The sequence below is a fragment of the Streptomyces sp. TAA040 genome (genome assembly GCF_000424845.1).
Window position 1 is genome coordinate 161,877 of the sequence record NZ_AUKR01000010.1, and the last position, 20,429, is coordinate 182,305.

The 20,429-nt window shown below is 69.2% G+C and carries 14 protein-coding genes and 1 pseudogene; 13 read left to right on the forward strand and 2 right to left on the reverse strand.

Annotated elements, in window-relative coordinates; translation table 11 throughout:
- Positions 1-69: 69 nt before the first annotated feature.
- The gene (locus tag H300_RS0110920) at positions 70-1,416 is read right to left on the reverse strand and encodes an MATE family efflux transporter (RefSeq protein ID WP_028427461.1); all 1,347 of its coding nucleotides are present in this window, start codon (positions 1,414-1,416) and stop codon (positions 70-72) included.
- A 446-nt stretch (positions 1,417-1,862) separates the two neighbouring features.
- Between H300_RS0110920 and dnaB the strand changes: the two genes are divergently transcribed.
- The 7 genes and pseudogenes from dnaB (at position 1,863) to H300_RS0110955 (ending at position 9,018) form a co-directional block, all read left to right on the forward strand.
- Positions 1,863-3,332 carry a replicative DNA helicase gene (gene dnaB / locus H300_RS0110925; protein WP_028427462.1) on the forward strand — a complete coding sequence of 490 codons (1,470 nt, stop codon included), beginning with the start codon at positions 1,863-1,865 and terminating at the stop codon, positions 3,330-3,332.
- Between the two features lie 154 nt (positions 3,333-3,486).
- Positions 3,487-4,108, forward strand: a pseudogene (locus tag H300_RS26255) (TOPRIM nucleotidyl transferase/hydrolase domain-containing protein).
- A gap of 342 nt (positions 4,109-4,450) precedes the next feature.
- Positions 4,451-4,885: a VOC family protein gene (locus tag H300_RS0110935; protein ID WP_028427463.1), complete on the forward strand. Its 435-nt coding sequence runs from the start codon at positions 4,451-4,453 to the stop codon at positions 4,883-4,885.
- 225 nt (positions 4,886-5,110) lie between these two features.
- Positions 5,111-5,551 (forward strand): DUF1203 domain-containing protein, encoded by a 441-nt coding sequence (locus H300_RS30055; RefSeq protein ID WP_486583699.1) that lies wholly within the window; start codon positions 5,111-5,113, stop codon positions 5,549-5,551.
- 14 nt (positions 5,552-5,565) lie between these two features.
- Positions 5,566-7,038, forward strand: coding sequence for a glycosyltransferase 87 family protein (locus H300_RS0110945; RefSeq protein WP_028427464.1), 1,473 nt, complete (start codon positions 5,566-5,568; stop codon positions 7,036-7,038).
- Between the two features lie 63 nt (positions 7,039-7,101).
- Positions 7,102-8,406 (forward strand): MFS transporter, encoded by a 1,305-nt coding sequence (locus tag H300_RS26260; RefSeq protein ID WP_037979893.1) that lies wholly within the window; start codon positions 7,102-7,104, stop codon positions 8,404-8,406.
- A 90-nt stretch (positions 8,407-8,496) separates the two neighbouring features.
- Positions 8,497-9,018, forward strand: a complete 522-nt coding sequence (locus tag H300_RS0110955) for an LppU/SCO3897 family protein (protein WP_158678349.1) — start codon at positions 8,497-8,499, stop codon at positions 9,016-9,018.
- A 172-nt stretch (positions 9,019-9,190) separates the two neighbouring features.
- Here H300_RS0110955 and H300_RS0110960 read toward each other — a convergent pair whose 3' ends face one another.
- The gene (locus H300_RS0110960) at positions 9,191-10,675 is read right to left on the reverse strand and encodes a CCA tRNA nucleotidyltransferase (protein WP_028427466.1); all 1,485 of its coding nucleotides are present in this window, start codon (positions 10,673-10,675) and stop codon (positions 9,191-9,193) included.
- A 188-nt stretch (positions 10,676-10,863) separates the two neighbouring features.
- Here H300_RS0110960 and H300_RS0110965 point away from each other — a divergent pair, with 188 nt between their 5' ends.
- From H300_RS0110965 to trxB, 6 genes are all read left to right on the forward strand, one after another.
- A complete protein-coding gene (locus tag H300_RS0110965; RefSeq protein WP_028427467.1) occupies positions 10,864-13,302 on the forward strand; it encodes a DUF6049 family protein in 2,439 nt (812 codons plus the stop codon).
- A gap of 50 nt (positions 13,303-13,352) precedes the next feature.
- Entirely contained in the window at positions 13,353-15,521 is a 2,169-nt protein-coding gene (gene murJ, locus H300_RS0110970; protein WP_486583697.1) for a murein biosynthesis integral membrane protein MurJ, read from the forward strand.
- Positions 15,522-15,653: 132 nt separating this feature from the next.
- Complete coding sequence (locus H300_RS0110975) at positions 15,654-17,351, forward strand: protein kinase family protein (RefSeq protein WP_028427469.1); 1,698 nt, start codon at positions 15,654-15,656, stop codon at positions 17,349-17,351.
- Positions 17,352-17,569: 218 nt separating this feature from the next.
- The gene (gene sigM, locus H300_RS30060; protein ID WP_078515897.1) at positions 17,570-18,265 is read left to right on the forward strand and encodes an RNA polymerase sigma factor SigM; all 696 of its coding nucleotides are present in this window, start codon (positions 17,570-17,572) and stop codon (positions 18,263-18,265) included.
- Positions 18,262-19,236: a hypothetical protein gene (locus H300_RS31460; protein ID WP_028427472.1), complete on the forward strand. Its 975-nt coding sequence runs from the start codon at positions 18,262-18,264 to the stop codon at positions 19,234-19,236. Before sigM ends, H300_RS31460 begins: the two co-directional genes overlap by 4 nt.
- 185 nt (positions 19,237-19,421) lie before the next feature.
- A complete protein-coding gene (gene trxB / locus H300_RS0110995) occupies positions 19,422-20,414 on the forward strand; it encodes a thioredoxin-disulfide reductase (protein ID WP_028427473.1) in 993 nt (330 codons plus the stop codon).
- Positions 20,415-20,429 lie beyond the last annotated feature (15 nt).

Genomic DNA, 20,429 nt, shown 5'->3' on the forward strand with positions numbered 1-20,429 from the left:
CGCTCCCGCCCGCTCCGGGCGCCGCATCCGCTTGCGCCCGGGCGACCGCGCGACGGCTCCGGGCGCGGTTCAGCCGCGCACCACGCCGGTCACGATCCACCGGCCGGAGGCCGCCCGCCACCAGAGCGTGGCCAGACGCGCGCTCATCATCACCCCGGCGATCGTCAGCCAGAGCGCCGTCAGGCCGCCGCCCAGTGCCGGCACCGCCAGTGCGGCGGGCGCGAAAACGGCCAGTACCGCCAGCATGGCCCAGGCCAGGTACCGACCGTCCCCTGCGCCCATCAGCACCCCGTCGAGGACGAAGACCACTCCGGCGATCGGCTGGGTCACCGCGACCACCAGCAGTGCGGAGAACAGCCGCTCGTGCACGGCGGGGTCGCTGGAGAAGAGCGGCAGGACCAGCGGTCGCGAGGCGACCAGGCCCAGGCCCAGCACCACCCCCGAGGCCACTCCCCACTGCACCATCCGTCGGCAGGCCGCCCTGGCGCCCGCTTCGTCACCGGCGCCCAGATAGCGGCCGATGATGGCCTGCCCGGCGATGGCGATCGCGTCCAGGGCGAAGGCCAGCAGCGACCAGAGGGTCAGGGTGATCTGGTGGGCGGCGATCTCCGCGTCGCCCAGCCGGGCCGCGACGGCGGTGGCGATCAGCAGCACGGCGCGCAGCGACAGGGTGCGGATCAGCAGCGGCGCCCCGGCCTGTGCGCAGGCGCGGATGCCCGCCGCGTCCGGCCGCAGCGTGGCACCGTGCCGCCGGGCCCCGCGCACCACGACCACCAGGTAGACCCCTGCCATGCCGCACTGGGCGAGGACCGTGCCGAGCGCGGAGCCGGCGATGCCCAGGCCGAAGCCGTAGACCAGGACCACGTTCAGGGCGGCGTTCGCGGTGAACCCCCCGACGGCCACGTACAGCGGGGTCCTGGTGTCCTGCAGGCCCCGCAGCACCCCGGTCGCGGCGAGGACGACGAGCATGGCCGGGATGCCGAGTGCGCTGATGCGCAGATACGTCACCGCGTGGGGCGCCGCCGTCGCGGAGGTGCCGAAGGCGTCGATCAGCGGCGGGGCCAGCGGCAGCACCACCGCGACGACGCCGGCGCCGAGCAGCAGGGCGAGCCAGATGCCGTCCATGCCCTGCCGGATCGCGCCGGCCAGGTCTCCGGCACCGGTCCGGCGGGCCACCGCCGCGGTGGTCGCGTAGGCGAGGAAGACGAAGATGTTGACGCCAGTGGTCAGCAGCGCCGCGGCCACGCCCAGTCCGGCGAGCTGCGGGGTGCCGAGATGCCCGACGATGGCGCTGTCGGCCAGGAGGAACAGCGGCTCGGCCACCAGGGCGCCGAAGGCGGGCAGCGCGAGCGCGATGATCTCCCGGTCGCGGGCACGCACGGCAGCTCGGGGGGAGGGAGGAGGTGCCGAGCTCATGCGTCGATCAAAACATCCACAAGTAAGAATCACAATGCTCAAGTGACCATTACAACAGTGCGGTCCACACCCGTTCGCCGGGCCGTTGTCCCCAGATGTGGCCGTCTTGAGCAGGGTTTTTCTCCTGCACAGCCGGTGGATGATAGATCAGCAGGTCAGCGCATGTACCAGCGACACGCCCAGCACTTCTCCACAGCTTCGTCCCCCGACTCGTACACAGGAAGAGGGGAGTTCTCCACAGGTTGGACCCTCTCACCCACAGGGACCTGTGGATAACCAGATTGGCTGATGCCCCTCCCGGCCATACCGTTGACCGTCGCACGCCTCCCGTTGGCCTCCGCTTCGCCGCGGACTCGACGCGCCGTAACCGGAGTCGGAGGCCTGATTCGTCAGCGCAGTGCCGTAAGAAAGAGGCACTGCGACACGCTACGGGAGGAGGAGGCGGGGTGACTCAGCCCGAGCATCTGGAGGACCCCTGGGCGGGGGAGGTCGCCGGACCCGTCGAGCGGCTCCCGATGTCCCGGCAGCGCCGCGGCGGAGACACCGGTGGCGACCAGCACGACCGCGGACCGGACGGGTTCTCCGGCAACGCCTTCGAGCGCGTGCCCCCGCAGGACCTGGACGCCGAGCAGTCGGTGCTGGGCGGCATGCTGCTCTCCAAGGACGCCATCGCCGACGTGGTCGAGGTCCTGCAGGGCCACGACTTCTACCGTCCCGCACACGAGACCATTTATCAGGCGGTTCTCGACCTCTACGCCAAGGGCGAGCCCGCCGACCCCATCACCGTCTCCGCCGAACTCACCCGCCGCGGCGAGATCGCCAAGGTCGGTGGCAACGGCTACCTGCACTCGCTCGTGCAGACGGTCCCCACCGCCGCAAACGCCGAGTACTACGCGGAGATCGTCCATGAGCGGGCGGTGCTGCGCCGACTCGTCGAGGCGGGCACCCGGATCACCCAGATGGGATACGCCGCGGACGGCGACGTCGACGAGATCGTCAACTCCGCCCAGGCCGAGATCTACGCCGTCACCGAGCAGCGCACCTCGGAGGACTACCTCCCGCTGAGCGAGATCATGGAGGGCGCGCTCGACGAGATCGAGGCGATCGGCTCCCGGAGCGGCCAGATGTCGGGGGTGCCGACGGGCTTCACCGACCTGGACTCCCTCACGAACGGGCTGCACCCGGGGCAGATGATCGTCATCGCCGCGCGCCCCGCGATGGGCAAGTCGACACTCGCACTGGACTTCGCTCGGGCGTGCTCGATCAAGAACAACCTGCCCAGCGTGATCTTCTCGCTGGAGATGGGCCGCAACGAGATCGCGATGCGTCTGCTCTCCGCCGAGGCCAGGGTCGCCCTGCACCACATGCGGTCGGGCAGCATGACCGACGAGGACTGGAACCGGTTGGCCCGGCAGATGCCACAGGTCACCGAGGCGCCGCTGTATATCGACGACTCGCCCAACCTGTCCATGATGGAGATCCGGGCCAAGTGCCGGCGGCTCAAGCAGCGCAGCGACCTGAACCTGGTGATCATCGACTACCTGCAACTGATGCAGTCGGGCGGCTCCCGACGTCCCGAGTCGCGGCAGCAGGAGGTCTCCGACATGTCCCGGAACCTCAAGCTCCTGGCCAAGGAGCTGGAGGTGCCCGTGATCGCGCTCTCGCAGTTGAACCGTGGCCCGGAACAGCGCACCGACAAGAAGCCCATGGTCTCCGATCTGCGCGAGTCCGGCTCGATCGAGCAGGACGCGGACATGGTCATCCTGCTGCACCGCGAGGACGCCTACGAGAAGGAGTCACCGCGCGCGGGCGAGGCGGACATGATCGTCGCCAAGCATCGGAACGGCCCCACTGCCACCATCACCGTCGCCTTCCAGGGACACTACTCGCGCTTCGTCGACATGGCCCAGACCTGACGCTCGTCCGAGAACGCCAGAACCCCGTTTGGCACGCTGCCCCGGCCCCCCAACCGTGAGAGAACCGGAAACACCCAGGTCACGCCAACGGACAGCCGGTGAGGCCGTCGAATAATCCCGTGCCGTGCCACCGGTGGACGCGCAGACTCGCCCCATGGCGGGTATGAGGGCGTTCCAGGATGCGGTCACCATTTGGGCCACAGGGGGTCTCGACGGGCCAGCAGCACGGGATCTGGCGGAACGCCTGGGAGTAAGGACCGCGGTGCTCCTGGAAGGGCTGAGCGATCTCGCGGCCGTCAAGGCGCTGGCCGCTCGGCGTGGCCGGGACCTTGCCGCCGAGGAAGTGTGTGTCGTGTCGATGGGTGGGGCGATGAACGTCGGCCGCTATGCCGGGCTCCTCGGGGCCGCCCGGCCTCGGTCTGCGCCTGACAGGATGGTGCGACGAGGGTGAAAAGGGGTTCTGTGAGCGCGGTCTGACGCGGTCACAGGCACCGCTCCAGGACATCTACGGAGGCACCGCAGATCTGGAGGACGAACTCATCCGCATGCTCGGCACGGCAGGAGCCAAGGTGATCTTCCGCGCTGAGGGTGACTTCCGTGCCTGGCAGTCCTTCCAGCGTCAGCCCGCACAGCACGGCCGGCCCCGGCATCAGCAGGTGCGGCGCTTCCTCGGCACGAAGAAGCGCCGCAAGATCCGCTACGGCCGCCTCCTTGTCGAGGTTCTCACACCGGACCGGACACCACCCCCACGCGACGGCCTCCTCGCGAGCCTGTGAGGGCGTGGACGGCCGCTTCGAACGTGCTCGACAGCGGGCGAGCGCGGACGTTGATCAGTTGACCGGGTGGCACCGGCTGGGCAGGCTCCAGCACGAGCCGCCTGCCTCTACCGGGAGACCTACGGGTGACTGCTCGCCTGCACGCGCTCTGTTTCGATGCACACAACCCTCTCCGTCTTGCGCGCTTCTGGGCGGACTTTCCCCGCGAGGAGACAGCCGAGGACTCCTCCGACGACATCACGCTGCTGGGACCGCCTGAGCTGCGCCTCCGTGTGCGTCAGGGGAGGGACCTCGGCGTTCGCCAGGGCTGCCGGCCCGGTTCCGCGCCGCTATGGTGAACCCATGGCGGCGATCAGAGAGTTCCAGGTCACCTTCGACTGCGCCGAGCCCGAGCGCGTGGCCCGTTTCTGGTGCGAGGTGCTGGGTTACGCCCTTCCGCCGCCACCGCCGGGTTTTGCCACATGGGACGTTTTCGCTCGCTCGCTGCCGCCCGAGAAGCAGGGTTCGGCGTTCGCCTGCGTTGATCCCTCCGGGACGGGTCCGCGACTGTTCTTCCAACGGGTTCCCGAAGGCAAGGTCGCCAAGAACCGGCTCCATCTCGACGTGCGGGTCGGCAGCGGGCTGGTGGGTGAGGAGCGGCTGGCCGCGCTGGAGGCCGAATGCGCACGCCTGATCGCGCTCGGCGCCACACGTGTGCGGCTGCTGACCGCCGATGGCGACAACGAGTCGTGCCTCGTGATGCAGGACGTCGAGGGCAACGAGTTCTGTCTCGACTGAACAGGCCTCTCGACCCGGTCCTGCACCGGTCTTTTCCGGCATCGCCCACCCACAGCCGCTGCGAGCCCGCAGCCCTCGCCTGCTCCGTCGACCGCTCCCGGCTCTTCTGCGGCACGAGCCTCGGACCGCCTTCCCGCGCAAGTCGCGTCCCCCCGCGAGGTCACACGTTACCGCCGGTGCTCGGCAGCGCGACAGCCGTTGACCAACGCGAGCGGAGGGGCGCCGTTGCGCTGCTGCCTGCGGCGCAGCAGCGCGGAGGAACGGCTCGTCCTCCTCTCCTATGCCCCGCTGCGCCGGTGGGCCGTCAAGACACGAGCCGAGCCGGGTCCGTACGAGGAGTACGGGACGATCTTCGTCCACGCCGCGGAGTGCGGTGACCCGGCCGCTGTCGAGGGATACCCGGTGGAGTTGCACGGGGCCCGCCGGATGTTGCGTGCGTACGATGCCCGAGGGCACATTCGGAACAGCTCTGCGAAGTCGACAGGATCGCGCGGGAGGTGCTCGCCGAGCCCGCCGTTGCCGTGGTGCAGCATCGTGCGGTGGAGTTCGGGTGCTTCCTGGCTGACATCCGGAGGGGCTGACGGCGGCGCGCCCCGTGGCGGTCGGCCGTTCGGCGGGTGCCGAGGGCGACCTGCTCGACCGTGCGGAGCCCGGCGTCCGAGGTAAGGCAGGATGACAGCATGAGCAGCCCCCGTGACGAGAACCCCGTTCCGCCCACCGTCCGGGACGAGATCGCCGCCAGGGGCAGCGAGGTGATCGGTGGGCCGCTCGGGACACGGGCCGCGACGGGCGGTACGTGGTGGTCTCCGGTACGCGTCGTCGTCCTGGTGGCGCTGGGCATGTTCGCCCTGGGGATGGTGCAGAAGCTCCCCTGCTACAACGGCGCTTGGTTCTTCGGGCAGGGCAGTCAGTACATCCATGCCTGCTACTCGGACATCCCTCACCTCTACACCGGGCGCGGGTTCGCCGACGGCCTGATCCCCTACTTCGACAACATCAGCGTCCAGTCCGGCGGCATGGAGTACCTCGAGTACCCCGTACTGACCGGGCTCTTCATGCAGGTGGCCGCCTGGCTCGCACCGGGGTCCGACGACATGGTCCGGGAGCAGCAGCTCTACTGGCTGGCCAATGCGGGGATGCTGATGGCCTGTGCCGCGGTGATCGTCGTCTGCGTCGCCCGCACGCATCACCGACGCCCCTGGGACGCGCTGCCGCTAGCCTTGGCACCGGCGTTCGCACTGACCGCGACCATCAACTGGGACCTTCTCGCCATCGCCCTGACCGCAGCGGCGATGCTGATGTGGGCGCGCAGCCGACCTTTGACTTTCGGACTGCTGCTGGGCCTGGCCACCGCTGCCAAGCTCTATCCGCTGCTGCTCCTCGGACCGCTGCTCGTCCTCTGCTGGCGCGCCGGACTCTGGCGGGAGTTCCGCTCCGCGCTGGGCGGCGCCCTCGCCTCCTGGCTCGTGGTGAATCTCCCGGTCATGGTGCTGGCCCCCGACGGCTGGGCCAAGTTCTACACTTTCAGCCAGGAACGACCGGTGGACTTCGGGTCCTTCTGGCTGATCATCTCGCAACGCAGCGGCAGCCCGATGGACGAGGCCAACAGCTACGCCACCCTGCTGATGCTGCTCGGTTGCGCCGCCATCGCCGCGCTCGCCCTCGCAGCCCCCCGGCGCCCCCGCTTCGCACAGTTGGCCTTCCTGGTAGTTGCGCTCTTCATCCTCACCAACAAGGTCTACTCGCCGCAGTACGTTCTGTGGTTGGTGCCGCTGGCCGCGCTGGCACGCCCTCGGTGGCGCGACTTCCTGATCTGGCAGGCCTGCGAGGTCGCCTACTACCTGGGCATCTGGATGTACCTCGCTTACACCAGCAGCGGCGACGAGAATCGCGGATTGCCTCCCGAGGGATACCAACTGGCCATCGCAGTCCACCTCGTCGGCACCGGCTATCTCTGCTTCATGGTCGTCCGTGACGCGCTGCACCCGGAGCACGACCCGGTGCGCGGCGACGGCTCGGACGACCCGAGCGGTGGCCCCCTGGACCGCGCACCCGACGTCTTCACCCTCAGCCAGCAGACCCGCCCCTATCAGGACGCCACGATCCACGAGGAAACGTCGCCCCCCGTGCGCTGGGGTTCGTCCACCGGCTGATGTTTCACGTGAAACATGACAGCAAGGAGGAGCGACCGACTCTCCAGGAGGAAGGAAACCCCCGTGGCGCAGGCCGCACTGTGGCAGGACGGGCGCGTCCTGCTGCGCTACCCGAACTTCCGCCGCCTGCTGAGCGTGCGGCTGCTCTCCCAGCTCGCCGACGGTGTTTGCCAGGTGGCGCTCGCCACCTACGTGGTCTTCTCACCGCAGAGCGAAGCCACACCCGGTGCCATCGCGGCCGCCATGGCCGTCTTGCTCCTCCCGTACTCCCTTCTCGGCCCCTTCGTCGGAGTACTGCTCGACCGCTGGCGCCGACGGCAGGTCCTGCTCTACGGGAACCTGCTACGCACCGTGCTCGCCTCCAGTACGGCTGTGCTGATACTGAGCGGGGTGCCCGACGCCTTCTTCTATCTCTCGGCCCTGTCGGTGACAGCGGTGAACAGGTTCATCCTGGCAGGCCTGTCGGCCTCGCTTCCTCGGGTGGTCGACAGCGAGCGCCTGGTGATGGCGAACTCGGTCTCGCCCACTGCGGGGACTCTTGCGGCCACCCTCGGTGGTGGGGCGGCGCTGGGACTGCGCGGGCTTCTCCCCGTCGGCTTCGCCGACGCAGGAGTGGTCCTGGCCGCCGCGTCCCTCTACCTGCTGAGCGGGCTCGCCGCGCTCGGCATGGCCCGGGACCTGCTCGGCCCCGAACCGTCTCGCGTCCAACCTCGGGTCCTCGCTGCGATCGCCGGCACGGTTCGAGGTCTGGCCGCTGGATTGGGCCACCTGGGGGAGCGCCGACGTGCCGCCGGATCCTTGGCAGCTATGGCCCTGATGCGCTTCTGCTACGGCGCCTTGACCGTCATGCTGCTCATGCTGTGCCGATACGCGTGGTCGGCAGAGGAGGCCGCAGCGGGTGCCACGCTGCTCGGTCTCGCCGTAGGAGTGTCCGGGCTGGGCTTCTTCGTGGCGGCGGTACTGACGCCGTGGGCCACGCGTCGCTTCGGGCGATTGGGCTGGATGACGCGGTGCGCCACGACAGCCGCCGTACTCGTCCCGCTCCTCGTCCTCTCCTTCACGCCGGTGCCCACACTGGCAGCGGCCTTCGTGGTGGGAGTGGCGACACAGGGAGCCAAGATCGCCACCGACACCGTGGTTCAGTCCTCGGTGGACGACGCCTTTAGAGGCCGGGTGTTCGCTCTCTACGACATGCTGTTCAACGTCGCCTTTGTGGGCGCCGCAGCGCTGGCGGCTCTCGTGCTCCCGGTCGACGGCCGTTCGGAGCCCTTGGTCCTCGGAGTGGCCGCGCTCTATGCCCTTATTGCTGCCACTATCCGGATATTCCGGCGCCCCGAGTGTCACACAAAAGCCACAACTCGACTCTGACCTGGGGCTTCACTGGCCTTTATCGCTACCTTATGGAGGTCACATCGAACGTGATGACCCATTCCGGTCATCTCGCCAAGGGGGAAAACCATGTCCACTCCGCCGCCCCAGGGGCAGAACCCGCACGATCAGCAGCCCCCGTCGGGGAACCCGTACGGACAGCAGTCCGGCAGCCCCCACGGCCAGCAGCAGGGCCAGCCCGGCCCGCCGCCCGGTCAGGGCGCCACTCCTTTCGGTCTACCCGGCACGCCTCCGGTCGGCGGGATGCACGATGGCTCTCCGGGAGTCCCGGCGTCGCAGGGCAGCAAGGCGAAGAAGCTGCTGCGTTTCGGTATTCCGGTGATGGTGCTCGCCATCGCCCTGGGTTCCTACCTCTTCGGCGGCAGTGACGCGGAGAAGGTGAACGCCGGCGACTGCATCGCAGTGGAGGGCTTCAGCGAGGTCGAGGTGAAGCAGGTGGACTGCGGCAGCTCGGACGCCACCCACAAGGTACTGAAGAAGGTCGAGGACGACACCTCGCAGGCAGCATGCGAGGGAGTCGAAGGCCTGAGCGAGCAGATCTACACCAAGGAGAGCAGCAAGGACTTCTCCCTCTGCCTCTCCCGGGTCTGAATCCCTTCGCCCCTGAGACAGAGGGACGAGCGAGGGGCGGTGTTCTGCGGTGTTTCACGTGAAACACCGCAGAACACCGCCCCTCGTGAGCGTGGCCCCGCGAGACGCGGAGTCCGCGCCCTCGCCACCACGTGCGAAGCCCCCGACCACTCCCGGGCGGCCGCAAGCGACCTCAGTCCCGCTGAGCACTCCACCAGGTGCGCAGCGCCTCGACGGCTTCCTCACGCCCCATCGGACCGTGCTCCAGCCGCTGCTCCAGGAGATGGCGGTACGCCTGGCCGATCTCGGGCCCCGGTCCGATCCCCAGGATCTCCATGATCTCGTTACCGTCGAGGTCCGGCCGGATGGCGTCCAGTTCCTCCTGCTCCTGCAGTCGAGCGATCCGCTCCTCCAGACCGTCATAGGCACCGGAGAGGGCTTTGGCCTTCCGTCTGTTCCGGGTGGTGCAGTCCGAGCGGGTGAGTTTGTGCAGCCGCTCCAGCAGGGGTCCGGCGTCACGCACGTACCGGCGAACCGCTGAGTCCGTCCACTCGCCCGCACCGTAGCCATGGAACCGCAGATGCAGCTCCACGAGTCGCGAGACATCCCTGATGAGCTCGTTGGAGTACTTGAGCGCCGCCATGCGCTTCTTCGTCATCTTCGCTCCCACCACCTCGTGATGGTGGAAGGAGACCCGGCCGTCCTTCTCGAACCGCCGTGTGTTCGGCTTGCCGATGTCGTGGAGCAGCGCCGCGAGCCGGAGGGTCAGGTCGGGCCCTTCCTCCTCCAGGTCGATGGCCTGCTCCAGGACGATCAGCGAGTGCTCGTAGACGTCCTTGTGCCGGTGGTGCTCGTCCCGCTCCAGCCGCAGCGCGGGAATCTCCGGCAGGACCCGCGCCGCCAGTCCGGTCTCGACCATGATCTGCAGGCCCTTGCGGGGGGCCCCGGAGATGAGCAACTTGTTGAACTCGTCGCGGACCCGTTCGGCGGACACGATGTCGATCCGCTCAGCCATGGCCTCGACTGCGGCCAGAATCGCCGGATCGACCTCGAAGTCGAGCTGAGCGGCGAAGCGTGCCGCCCGCATCATCCGAAGCGGGTCGTCCGAGAACGAGGCTTCCGGGGTGCCCGGCGTCCGCAGCCGCCGGGCGGCCAGGTCCTCCAGCCCACCGTGCGGATCGACGAAGGTCTTGCCGGGCAGAGCCACCGCCATCGCGTTCACGGTGAAATCGCGCCGGACCAGATCCTCCTCGATCGAGTCGCCGTAGGAGACCTCCGGCTTCCGGGAGGAACGCTCGTAGGATTCCGACCGATACGTAGTGATCTCGATCTGGTAGTCCTGCTCCTCGCCCTCGGCTCCGCCCGTCTTCCGGCAGCCGACGGTTCCGAAGGCGATGCCGACCTCCCACACCGCGTCCGCCCACGACCGGACGATCTTCAACACCTCTTCTGGGCGCGCGTTGGTGGTGAAATCCAGATCGTTGCCGAGACGCCCGAGCAATGCGTCGCGCACCGACCCCCCGACCAGGGCCAGCAGGAAGCCCTCGGCCTCGAAACGTCGGGCAAGGTCGTCGGCTACCGGCGACACCCTGAGCAGCTCGCTCACTGCGCGGCGCTGCGCCACGCTGAGCTCGGGGGAGGACTGCTGGGCACGGGGGTCAGTGTTGGCGTTCGGCACAACAGAAGAGGGTACGTGCCGTCGCACCGACGGACGGACGGATGTCGGCGATCCGGACGCCCGGGGGAAGAAAGATCGCCCAGCACGCCCGCGGGAGGCCCTCCGCGGCACCTGCGCAGTCCGCGGCTCGTTAGCATCATGGGTGCGGTACGACCACCAGGGCGACGGAAGACAGGACGGACCAGCACGTGGCCGAAGCGGCAGAGATGCAGGAGAAACCGACCGCGCCTGCCGCACGGCGGTGGCCGCGATGGTTCGGTGCCGCGATGGCGAGCGCCTCCCTGTTGCTGGGCCTCCTTCCCCCTGCCCCCGCCCTCGCGGCCACAAACCAGCGGAACGCCACCGCAACCGGTGGCACGGTGGCCGGCGGCGCTCCCGCGGCCGACGACGTGGGCCCGGCCCGGATCGCCCTCACGGGGTTCACCCCCATGATTCCGGACGAGGGCGACACCCTGACGGTCTCCGGCACCGTCACCAACACCGGCAAGACTCCGCTCACTGCCGTGGAGGCCGGCCTGCACACCGGACCGCGGCTGAAGACCCGAAGCTCCATCGAGCAGGCGGCCGGACGTAAGGGCTTCGACGACAGCCTGGACGGCTCTCCCGTCACCGCAGGGGCTGGCAGCACCGAGATCGAGGACATCCCGGCCGGTACCTCCCGCTCCTTCACCATGGAGCTCCCGGTCGAGGAGCTCGACCTCGGCGCCGACGGCGTCTACCAGCTCGGAGTCGCCGTGCGTGGTCGGACGCACAGCGCCCCCTACGACCACACCCTGGGCATCGCCCGCACGTTCCTGCCGTGGCAGACAGAGACGGCCGCGGAGCGCACCCGGATCAGCTACCTCTGGCCGCTTATCTCGGACTCCCACCTGACGGCGCGTACCGAATCCGACGAGTTGCAGACACCCATCTTCCGCAACGACGACCTGGCCGCGGAGATCGCTCCCGGCGGCAGGCTGCGGCAGCTGGTCTCGCTGGGCAGCGAGCTGCCGGTGAGCTGGGTGATCGACCCGGACCTGCTCGCCTCCGTCGACGCCATGGCGGGGGCGTACCTGGTGCAGACCGAGGACGGCCCCGTCCCCGGAACGGGGCAGGAGAACGCCAAGCGGCTACTGCGGGACCTCCAGCAGGCGGTCGAGGACGCGGAGGTCATCGCGCTGCCCTTCGGCGACCCGGACCTCGCCTCCCTGGCGCACCGTGGCCGGAGCGTGTCCGGATCGCTCAGCTACCTCGGGCCGGCCACCGAAGTGGCCACGAAGACCGTCGAGATGGTCCTGAACACCACTCCGAACACCGACTTCGCCTGGCCGGTGGAGGGCGCCGTCGACCCCTCGATCGTCTCGGTGGCCACCAGCGCCGGGGCCCGCAAGGTGATCGTCCGCAGCGACAGTCTGCGCGAGTCCCGCGATCTCCCGCACACCCCCAACGCGGCGCGCCCGATCGGCGGCGGCACCACGGCGCTGTCCGCCGACGCCGCGCTCTCCACCCTCTTCGAGGGCGACATGAGCCATGCCGACGCGTCCGTGGCCGCCGGTCAGCAGTTCCTCGCCCAGACGCTCTCCGTCACCGAGCAGGATCCCTCGGAGCAGCGCAGCATCGTGATCGCCCCGCAGCGCCGACCCAGCGGCAGCCAGGCCGCGACCATGGCCGCCGCAGTTCGCACGTTGGAGGAGAACTCCCGCTGGACGGAGTTCGTCGACCTGGCGGAAGCAGCGAAGGCCACCCCGGACCCCTCCGCCAACCGCAAGGTACCCGGCCCCGGCGCCTACCCCGACCGGTTGCGCGACGAGGAACTCGGCACCGAGACCTTCGAGGACATCAGGCACACCCAGAGCACCCTGGAGAGCTTCCAGGTCATCCTCAGCGAAGACGACCGGGTAGTGACCCCCTTCGGCAACGCGATCCGCCGGGAGCTGTCCACCGCCTGGCGCGGCCGGCCGGAGGCTGCCGAGGAATACCGGGATTCCGTGCAGGACCACCTGGTCGGGCTCACCGAAGGGGTAAGCCTGGTGGAGAAGTCCCCGATGACGCTCTCCGGCCGCAGCGCCACCATCCCGGTGACCGTGCAGAACAACCTGGTGCAGAAGGTCGACGGGTTGGAACTGCGCCTCACCTCCGGGCGGCGGATCGGCCTGGAGATCAAGGAGGACAGCAGGCAGGTGATCGTCGAGGGCGGGCACAGCCAGTCTGTGAAGTTCGACACCACAGCCAACGCCAACGGCCGGACCTGGGTCGAGGCCCAGTTGTACACCGCCGACGGCAAGCGTTACGGCGAGCCGATGCAGTTCTACGTGGACGTCACGGAGATCACCTCCACCGTCCTGCTGGTGATCGCGGGCGGCATGCTGCTGGTCGTGCTGGCCGGGGTCAGGATGTACACCCAGCGAAAGCGCCGCGAACCGCAGGCCGACCCGGACACCCCGCTGGACGAGGACGCGGAAGCGTCGGGAGCAGACGGGCCCGAGGAGCCGGACGGACCGCACGCGGAGGCCGCCGCGGGCAACGAGTCGGGCAGCGCCCGGCCCTCGGGAGACGGCGCTTCCGGCGCGGCCGTGCCGAAGGACTCCCGTGACACCGGTCCGGAAAGCGGGGACTCCTCGGGCCCGGGTGAGAAAGTGGACTGTTGAGCGAGCTGTCGGGCCGAGAGTCGGCCGCGGACGATGAGGTGGGGTACCGAGTGAACGTGCCGTACGACCGCGAGGGCGGTCAGGGCCAGGATCCCTATGTGCAGGACGCGTACGCGAACGACCCCTACGGGGAACGCGACCTGACGGCGCAGGATCCGGTGAGCGAGGCCCGGCGGGACCGGACGGAACATCCCCCGCCGCCGCCCCCGCCAGCCCCGGAGACGCTCTACCAGCAGCCTCCGCCGCTGCGGCACGCCCCCGACCCGCAACGCTGGGCGCCGCCCCCCGCCCCCGAACCGGACGGCCCGTCACGGCACCTCCCCTACCGCGACGACCCGTCGACCGTGCAGTTCACGGGTGTGGACGAGCTCATCACCCGGGCCCCTGACGACGACGGCGACGGTTCTGTGCCCCGCCGCCGCCCCGACGACGCGTTCCAGCACCTCTTCCAGGACCAGCAGCGGGCCCCACGGGGCCCGCAGTCCCCTCCGGGGCCCCCTCCCGCCTCTCCGCCGCCAGCCGCTCCCGAGGCCGCCGAGCCGCGCCCCCAGCCGGCGACGGCACCCCCCGGCAAGCCGGGCAACCGCGCCACGAGCCTGCTCAGGTCCAGCGCCGTCATGGCCGCCGGCACTCTGGTCTCCAGGATCACCGGCTTCGTGCGCACCCTGGTCATCACCGCGGCCCTCGGCGCCGCCCTGCTCGGTGACGCCTACACGGTCGCCTACACACTGCCCACGATGATCTACATGCTCTCGATCGGCGGCGGCCTCAACTCCGTCTTCGTGCCGCAGTTGGTCCGGGCGATGAAGGACGACGACGACGGTGGCGTGGCCTATGCCAACCGCCTGCTCACCCTGGTGATGGTGATCCTCGCCGGGCTGGTGACGCTCACCGTGGTAGCGGCACCGCTCCTGGTCAGGATGCTGTCGGTGGAGATCGCCGGCAACCCGGAGGCGAACAACGTCGCGGTCACCTTCGCCCGCTACTGCCTGCCCACCATCTTCTTCATGGGCGTCCACGTGGTGATGGGGCAGATCCTGAACGCCCGCGGCCGGTTCGGCGCGATGATGTGGACCCCGGTCCTCAACAACGTCGTCATCATCTTCACCTTCAGCATGTTCATCTGGGTGTACGGCACCTACCGCGACTCCGAGATCGGCGTGCAGACCATCACTCCCGAGGGGGTCCAGCTCCTCGGCATCGGCACCCTGCTGGGGCTGACGGTCCAGTCGCTGGCGATGATCCCCTACCTCAACCGTGCGGGCTTCTCGTTCCGGCCCCGGTTCGACTGGCGCGGGCACGGACTCGGCAAGGCGGCCAAGCTCGCCAAGTGGACGATCCTGTTCGTACTCGCCAACCAGGCCGGCCTGATCGTCGTCACCCAGCTCGCCACGGCGGCCGGCGCGGACGCTGCTGCCGACGGCTTCGCGGGGGCGGGCATCCTCGGCTACAACAACGCCCTTCTCATCTGGCAGATGCCACAGGCCATCATCACCGTCTCGGTGATGGCCGCGCTGCTGCCCCGGCTCTCCCGTGCCGCGCACGAGGGAGACAACGGCGCCGTCCGTGACGACCTCTCACACGGTCTGCGCACCTCCGCCGTTGCCATCGTGCCCATCTCCTTCGGCTTCCTCGCCCTGGGCGTCCCGATGTGCCTGGTGCTCTACGCGTCGAACGGGCCGGTCACGGCCGGTTCCATGGGCTACATCCTGATGGCGTTCGGCCTCGGGCTGATTCCCTATTCCGTGCAGTACGTGGTGCTGCGGGCCTTCTACGCCTTCGAGGACACCCGAACCCCGTTTTACAACACTGTTGTGGTGGCACTCGGCAATGCGACCGGTGCGGTGCTCTGTTACCTGCTGCTGCCCAGCCGATGGGCGGTCGCCGGGATGGCGGCTTCGTACGGTCTGGCGTACTCGGTGGGCGTGGTCATCGCCTGGCGCCGGCTGAGCAGCAAGCTGTCGGGCGACCTGGACGGTGCCCGGATCGCTCGGACGTACGCCAGGCTGTCACTCGCCAGCCTCCCTGCCGCCCTGGTCGCCGGGGCCACGGCCTACGCTTCCGTACAGGCGTTGGGCAACGGACTGCTCGGTGGAGCGGTGGCGGTGGTCGGTGGTTCGTTGCTGCTGGGTGTGGTGTTCGTGCTCGGGGCCAAGCGGATGCGCATTCAGGAGCTCACCTCGATGGCCGGGATGGTAAGAGCAAAGCTCGGCCGCTGACGCAACCGCCGGCCGCTGCCGTGTGTCGTGCACAGTGCGAGCCGCGGGGCACAATTGACGTCGGCGGTGGTGGGTTGTCCGGTGATCGACGGTCATCGGGCGAGGGCAACGGATGGGGAGGCAGGAGCGACGGTGGCGGAACAGAGCACGGCTGCCGTCGAGGTGGCGGACTCGAGCGGCGAGGCGAACGGCGGGGCACCGCCGATGGCAGCGGGCGCAGACGGGGCCACGTCCGACGGCAGGCCATCCCGGCAGAGCAGCGCGGCACCCGAATTGCACAGCGGCCACAAACTCGCCAGACGCTACCGTCTGGAGGAGTGCGTCACCCGGCTGGATGGGTTCAGCAGTTGGCGTGCGATGGACGAGAAGCTGCGGCGCGCGGTCGGAGTCCATCTCCTGCCGGCCGACCACACCCGCGCCCGGCCGGTCCTCGCAGCGGCCCGGTCGGCGGCGCTCCTCGGTGACCCTCGCTTCGTCCAGGTGCTGGATGCCGTGGAGGAGAACGACCTCGTCTACGTCGTCCACGAGTGGTTGCCGGATGCCACCCCGCTGAGCCGGATGCTGTCCGCCGGCCCGCTTCCGCCCCATGAGGCCTACCTACTGGTCAGCCAGCTCTCGCAGGCCATGGCGGCGGCACATCGGGAGGGGCTCGCCCATCTGCGGCTGACCCCGGGAGCCGTGCTGCGCACCGGCTCCGGCCAGTACCGGATCCGCGGTCTCGCGGTGAACGCCGCTCTGCGCGGCATCTCCTCCGAGACACCGCAGCAGGCCGACACCGAGGCCATCGGAGCGCTGCTCTACGCCGCGCTCACCCAGCGGTGGCCGTACGAGGAGGCCGCCTACGGGCTCACCGGGGTGGCAGGTCTCTCGGGCGGTACCCTCATGCCGCCCGACCAGGTGCGGGCCGGAGTCCACCGCGGGCTCTCCGAACTCGCGATGCGGGCTCTGGGCAGTCAGGGCGCCACGAGCGGAAGCGCTCCCTGCGCCACACCGGACACGCTCGCCAAAGCCGTCACCGAGCTGCCACGCATCCGCCCCCCGGAGCCTGAGTTCCCGGCCGCGCCCTATCGGCCCGCGGGCTACCCGCAGGGCTGCTACCCGGCCGACGCGGTGACGGCGACCCCACCCACCTCGCCCGCCGACACTCCGTCGGCTCCGCCGGCCCTACCCGGTCGTACCGGCAAGGCGCTCAAGTGGGGGGTCGCCGCGCTGCTGATGGCGGCGCTCGGGCTCGGAAGCTGGCAGGTCGCCGACGCGCTGATGAACGACGACTCGGGCCGGGAGTCGAGCGAGCAGATCGGCGAGGAGGACGGGTCCGGGTCCGGCGAGGATTCCTCTTCGAAGAGCAAGGACGAGGCGGCGAAACCGGTCACGATCGAGGGCAGCCAGGAGTTCTCGGCCGACGGCACACCTCAGAACCCCGACGAGGTCACAGCCACCCATGACGGGGACGGCAGCACCCACTGGCGTACGAAGAGCTACCGGGAGGGGCCGGTGCTCGCCCCTTACAAGCCCGGTGTGGGTATCGCCTACGACCTGGGCGAGGCTCGGAACCTCTCCTCAGCGGATATCAATCTCCGTTACCCGGGGGAGAGCACCGAGATTTCCCTGTACGCGATGCCCGAATTCAACGCGCAGGGCTCCGTCGACGGACTGGAGAAAATCGGGTCCGTGAAGACGTCTTCACGGGAAGCGAATATCGACCTCACAGATTCGGCAGGATCTCGCTACGTCCTGGTGTGGATCACAGCAGTTCCCTACTCGCCGAAGGACGGCTACAGCGGCGCAGGCTACAAGCAAGCAGTCGCCGAAGTCGCCTTCAAGGGGTGAAGCCGACGAGCCCGAGCGGCGGAGGACACCGGTCGGCCACCCGTCAGCGGGACGCGACGGCCGATTACCGGTTCCCGGGAAATAGCCGCTCGGGCCGGGCATTCCCCTGTGGAGTGGTCTGTTTCTTCTGCTGCGGCCGACTCGGAATGCCGCTGTAGTACACTCGCCGCAATGCGCGGAGCCAGCACGTCATCCGGCGGGGCGGAGGGCCGGGAGTCATGAATGACGAGGACGGCGGCCGCCTTTCACCGGATCCGAACGACGCCGAGCTGCTCAGCCGGCACGTGTCGGGGGACCCGGATGCCTTCGGTGAGATCGTCCGTCGTCATCGTGACCGGCTCTGGGCCGTGGCGCTCCGCACGCTGGGAGACCGCGAAGAGGCCGCTGACGCCGTCCAGGACGCGCTGGTATCCGCCTACCGTGCGGCTCACACCTTCCGTGGCCAATCCGCGGTCACCACATGGTTGCACCGCATCACGGTCAACGCTTGCATCGATCGTGCCCGTAAGGCAGCTTCACGGCGGACCTCCCCCACGGACGACACTCAACGCCTTGAGGAGCTCCTGGAGCCGGAGGAGTCCGCAGCTGCCCCTGCCGAGCGCCACGACCTGCACCGGCAACTGATCGCTGCGCTGGACGAGCTGCCCACCGACCAACGTGCCGCCCTGGTCCTGGTGGACATGCAGGGCTATCCGGTGGCCGAGGCCGCACGGATACTGGACACGCCGGTCGGCACGGTCAAGAGCCGCTGTGCGCGAGGCCGGGCGCGGCTTCTCCCTCTTCTGAGACACCTGCATCCCGAGGGTAGGTCAGGTCACGACAGGGGAAGGAACCGGAGGCAGGGGGCGTCCGTCCCACCGTCGCAAGACATTGAAGGAACCGACGCAGTCAAGGGCGGAGGTGGACCCGCATGACCGCTTCTTCTGCCATGCCCGGTACCGACGAGCACCCCGAAGTCGCCGAGATCTCTGCCCTCACCGAGGGGCTGCTCGCACCTGACCGCTCGGCCGCAGTGCGGGCGCACCTGACCGACTGCGTCCTCTGCTACGAGGTCCGTATCTCTCTGGAGGAGATCCGAGGCGCCCTGGGGACGCTTCCCGGCCCGTCCAAGATGCCGGAGGACGTCAGCAGCCGCATCGACGCGGCCCTGGCCGCGGAGGCGCTGCTGGAGGCGACGGGCTCTCCCAGCGCACACGCATCGGCGAGCACGACAGCTCGGGCGGTGACACACAGACACGCCTCCGCGCCCACGTCGCCCCCTCCTCGCGGTAGCGGTCATGTTTCACGTGAAACCCGCCGGCCCGGCGGCCCCTCGACGCCGAGCGGGCCGGGCAGGCCGTCCGGTCCACGGGTTCGGCATCGACGCTCGCTGCTGGCGGTCTCCGGGACGCTTGCTCTCGTGGCTCTCGGAGTGGTCCTCCTCCCGAGCATGCTCGGTGGCTCCGAGGAAACGGCCGAGAGTTCCGGCGCCTCCGAGTCCGGCTCGTCGTCGACCCGTGGCGGCCTCTCTCCGGACGGTCTGGAGGCCCAGGTGCGAAGCCTACTCGCCGAGGCCGGCGATCCCACGGCCGAGGGGACCTTCGAAGTCCCGGTCGATTCGCCGGAAGTCGAAGCACAGGACCGCTCCGAGGCACCGCTGGCCGGGAAGGACCGCGGCATCTCCACAGACGTGCCGCTCTGCATCAGGGCGGGGATCGAACGGCGCGACCCCCCGCTAGCCGCCACTGCCAAGACCTACGAGGGAGCGACGGCCTACCTCGTCGTGCTCCCGCATGCTGCGGGCAACGGTGAACGGGTGGACGTCTACGTGGTGGACGCCGATTGCGTCGACTCCTCGCCCAGCGATCCGGGACAAATTCTGCTCATGCGCACCTACGAGCGCTGACAACCGGACCCGCTCTGCGTGGTCGCTGGCTCGGCTGAACGATGTTCTCGGTCAGTCGTTCTCCTGTTGCCGCCGAGCCACCCCGTCGACCCGTTTCACGGGGAATGCCTGGCCCGTAGGATCCGTTGGAAGGGGTGAACGCCTACTCCAGCATCGGAAACCGTCGGCAGACAAGGAAGACACCCGTGAGCGACGTGCGCAATGTGATCATCATCGGTTCCGGGCCAGCAGGTTACACTGCTGCGCTCTACACCGCCCGTGCCTCGCTGGACCCGCTGGTCTTCGAGGGCTCGGTCACGGCCGGCGGCGCGCTGATGAACACCACCGAGGTGGAGAACTACCCCGGATTCCGCGAAGGGATCATGGGACCGGACCTGATGGATCAGATGCGGGCCCAGTCCGAGCGCTTCGGTGCGGAGCTCATTCCCGATGATGTGGCGGCGGTCGACCTCGAAGGTGAGATCAAGAGCGTCACCGACTCCACCGGTACCGTCTACCGGGCGCGCACCGTCATCGTCACCACCGGTTCCCAGCACCGCACTCTCGGGCTCCCTCACGAGAGCGAGCTCTCCGGTCGCGGCGTGTCCTACTGCGCCACCTGCGACGGCTTCTTCTTCCGGGACCAGGACATCGCCGTCATCGGCGGTGGCGACACTGCCATGGAAGAAGCGACTTTCCTCTCCCGGTTCGCCAAGTCCGTCACGGTAATCCACCGGCGCGGCACACTCCGGGCTTCCAAGGCCATGCAGGAACGGGCGTTCGCCGACCCCAAGATCTCCTTCGCCTGGAACAGCGAGGTCACCGAGATCCACCCCGAGAACAGCAAGCTCGGCGGACTCACCCTCACGGACACCACCACCGACGCGACCCGCCGGCTGGACGTGACCGGACTGTTCGTCGCCATCGGACACGACCCGCGCACCGAGCTCTTCCGCGATGTGCTCGCCCTGGATGAGGAGGGATACCTCACTGTCGACCACCCCTCCACCCGTACGAACGTCCCCGGCGTCTTCGCGGCCGGCGATGTCGTCGACCACACCTACCGCCAGGCGATCACCGCTGCCGGCACCGGGTGCGCCGCCGCTCTGGATGCGGAGCGCCACCTCGCCTCTCTGACCCGGCACCCGGAGAGCGCTACCGCTGAGCCGGAGATGACCACCACCGCAGCCACTGTCTGACGCGGAGAATCGGGC

Bases quoted from the DNA above. Each gene is read 5' to 3' on its own strand.
- H300_RS0110920 (WP_028427461.1), bottom strand. From the start codon at position 1,416: ATGAGCTCGGCACCTCCTCCCTCCCCCCGAGCTGCCGTGCGTGCCCGC.
- H300_RS0110935 (WP_028427463.1), top strand. From the start codon at position 4,451: ATGGCGGCGATCAGAGAGTTCCAGGTCACCTTCGACTGCGCCGAGCCC.
- H300_RS0110945 (WP_028427464.1), top strand. From the start codon at position 5,566: ATGAGCAGCCCCCGTGACGAGAACCCCGTTCCGCCCACCGTCCGGGAC.
- H300_RS0110955 (WP_158678349.1), top strand. From the start codon at position 8,497: ATGTCCACTCCGCCGCCCCAGGGGCAGAACCCGCACGATCAGCAGCCC.
- sigM (WP_078515897.1), top strand. From the start codon at position 17,570: ATGAATGACGAGGACGGCGGCCGCCTTTCACCGGATCCGAACGACGCC.
- H300_RS31460 (WP_028427472.1), top strand. From the start codon at position 18,262: ATGACCGCTTCTTCTGCCATGCCCGGTACCGACGAGCACCCCGAAGTC.